Here is a 2856-nt window from a genome sequence, read left to right on the forward strand (position 1 = left end):
CCCTAGACCTCCCCGACGAACTCCTAGAGCAAATAGTACAAACAGGAGAAAACCCCTCAGACTGGTTACGTCATCGCCTACCCGATATTCTCAAACCCGGTTCCCCCTTACCCGCCCACCTCTATCGCTACATTCTCAACTTCATCGCTAGCAATCCTACCCCCCAACAAATCTCAGACTTCAGACCCACCCCAGAAATGCAGGAACGCTTAAGAAACCTCTTGAATCGAGAAGAAAACCTGACCCCCTCGGAACAGGCTGAACTTGACGAGTATGAACGCATCGAACATCTTGTCATTATGCTCAAAGCAGGCAACCTTAAAAACTTAGTCGGCTAACTGTGAGCAAAACCTACATCTCTCTTGCCCTGCGCCGCCTAGTTACAGAACGAGCAAACGACCAATGTGAATACTGTCGCCTCCCAGCAAATCTTTCCTTTTTCCCCCATGAACTTGATCACATCATCGCGGAAAAACACGGAGGACAAACCATTTCCGAGAATCTTGCCCTAACCTGTTGGCGTTGTAATCGTCACAAAGGAAGCGACTTAGGCTCCTTCGATCTTCACACCAAAGAATTTTGTTTTCTTTTCAACCCTCGTACCCAGTCCTGGAGTGAGCACTTTAGCCTTAGTCACCATCACATTGAAGGACTAACCCCCGAAGGACGCACAACGGTCAAACTTCTGCAACTCAACACCTCAGAACGTATCGCAGAACGCAAACGGCTAACCCCATAACTAGGCGATCGCCGCACAACTCAGACTATCCCAGCTTCAATTATCATCAGGCAGATATCAATATCAAAACTTCAATAGACCGGGGTTACAGAGCATTCTCCGTGGTGTCAAATGTACCGAAATGTTAACTGATTTTTAAATAATTGACTTTTGTACCATTGAGATAGCTTAGTTTAGGCTTAGACTTGGGAATGACGGGATAGGTGTTCAATTTTAGGGAAGCGAGAATGAAAGCGATAGGTTACGTCAGGGTAAGCACCGAAGAGCAAGCAACCCAGGGAGTTAGCCTCGATGCCCAAACAGAAAAGATTCAAGCTTATGCTTCTTTATACGATATTGAGATACTGGAAATTATCACTGATGCCGGGGTAAGTGCCAAAACTTTAGATCGTCCCGGCTTGGAAAAAGCCCTGAAAATGTTGGAAGCTGGGGAAGCCGAAGCCCTGGTCATAGTCAAGTTAGACCGCCTGACCCGTTCTGTCCGTGATCTCGATTACCTATTGGAAAAATACTTTGCGGATCGTTTTTCCCTGATGTCCGTCGGGGAACAGGTTGATACTAGGACAGCGGCGGGGCGGTTAGTCCTTAACGTTTTAATGTCAGTGGCCCAGTGGGAACGGGAAACCATTGGGGAAAGGACAAGTACAGCTTTGCAACACAAAAAGGCCCAGGGAGAATATATCGGTGGGGTTGGCTTTGGTTACCAAGTAGCAGATAAAAAATTGGTCAAAGCTGAGAACCACAAAATTGTGGAAATAATTGTTCAACTGCGGGAACAAGAGGAAACCCTAGAGGCGATCGCCAAGCGACTGAACGAGTCGAGGGTAAAAACGTCCCGTGGGGGAAGATGGTATGCCAAGACCGTAAGTAATATTATCAATAGAGAACATGAATTTTTAAGTAAAAATGGTGGTTTTTTGTAAAGAAGGGACATTTTTTACAATTACTCATTCTCATTAAGGGGGCTCACTGCTGGTCTTCAGTTAAAAAGCTGGAAATTGAATACGAATAGGGAGAATTTTAGGCTAGAATCTGACTAGGTATAGTCAGGTAAGAAAATGACTAATTCAGCAACCCAGGGTCTAGATACCCTTCAGACCTGGAAATTGGAAGATGCCAAAGCCCGTTTTAGCGAACTGGTACGTCTAGCCCAGGGGGAAAATCCCCAGCTTGTCACAGTGCGGGGCAAGGATGCCGTGGTGGTTCTTGCCGCTGATCAATTTGCTAAACTTTTGCCCTTGATGGCCCAACCCAATATCCACGAATTTCTTTCCCAATCGCCCCTGAATCGCCTAGATTTCGAGCATTCCAGCGTCCAAAGTCCCGTCAGAGCAGTGGAGCTATGAAGGGTTGGCTATTGGATACCAACGTAATTTCAGAACTGCGTAAAAAAAATTGTCATCCAGCGGTGAAAGCCTGGGCCGATCGCCAATCGCCCACCTCCTTTTATCTCAGCACCATTACGATGGCGGAAATCCGTTTTGGCATAGAAAAGGCTGAAGATGAAGTATTTCGTCAGGAATTGAACCAATGGCTAGATCAGGTTTTACGCCCCTGGTTTGGAGATCGCCTTTTGGGAGTAGATGAAGATGTAATTTTGCAGTGGCGATGGCTAGTGGAAAAGGGACGCAAGCAAAACTATACCTTCAGTCAACCGGATTTATTTATTGCGGCGATCGCCCTTGTCCATAATCTGTGTGTTGTGACTCGCAATGTAGGGGACTTTGAAAAATCAGGGGTTCCGGTCTTTAATCCATTCCTTTTCAGTTGATAAAACCCCAATCTAGATAAGGAACAGGGTGAAGAACTTTCCTTGTGGATGTCCGCCCATGGCACCAGAAACATCAAAAAGTTAACCCCCATATTGGTCAAGAGTTGGTAGAGATCGTCAGGTTAGAAACCCCTAGTAAAAGTTATTGGGGTCGATTTATCTGGACAAAATTTCCTATCTTCATTGGTAAATATCGCTACATTTTAGACCCTATTTAACAGCATCCCCAATAATCAACTCAGTAGTTAACTAGGGTTGTCAGAGTATTAATGGATAAATCAGCAAAGCTTTAAAGAAAGTTAAATTTTTCAATCTTTGTGGTCATTTTTATTTAGCTATTGGACAA

At 45.1% G+C, this 2856-nt stretch carries 5 protein-coding genes; all 5 read left to right on the forward strand.

Annotated elements, in window-relative coordinates:
- Positions 1-338: hypothetical protein (locus IQ219_RS18630; protein WP_194073595.1), on the forward strand; the 338-nt coding region annotated here is incomplete at its 5' end.
- Positions 339-340: 2 nt separating this feature from the next.
- On the forward strand, positions 341-739 hold the full coding sequence (locus IQ219_RS18635) for an HNH endonuclease signature motif containing protein (RefSeq protein ID WP_194073596.1): 399 nt from the start codon (positions 341-343) through the stop codon (positions 737-739).
- A 227-nt stretch (positions 740-966) separates the two neighbouring features.
- Positions 967-1662, forward strand: coding sequence for a recombinase family protein (locus IQ219_RS18640; protein WP_194073597.1), 696 nt, complete (start codon positions 967-969; stop codon positions 1660-1662).
- Positions 1663-1797: 135 nt separating this feature from the next.
- Positions 1798-2085, forward strand: coding sequence for a type II toxin-antitoxin system prevent-host-death family antitoxin (locus tag IQ219_RS18645; protein WP_194073598.1), 288 nt, complete (start codon positions 1798-1800; stop codon positions 2083-2085).
- Positions 2082-2510: a type II toxin-antitoxin system VapC family toxin gene (locus IQ219_RS18650; protein ID WP_194073599.1), complete on the forward strand. Its 429-nt coding sequence runs from the start codon at positions 2082-2084 to the stop codon at positions 2508-2510. The genes IQ219_RS18645 and IQ219_RS18650 overlap by 4 nt, the downstream gene beginning before the upstream one ends.
- The last annotated feature ends 346 nt before the right edge of the window (positions 2511-2856 follow it).

Origin of the sequence: Synechocystis sp. LEGE 06083 (genome assembly GCF_015207725.1) — a bacterium.
GTDB lineage: Bacteria > Cyanobacteriota > Cyanobacteriia > Cyanobacteriales > Microcystaceae > Synechocystis > Synechocystis salina.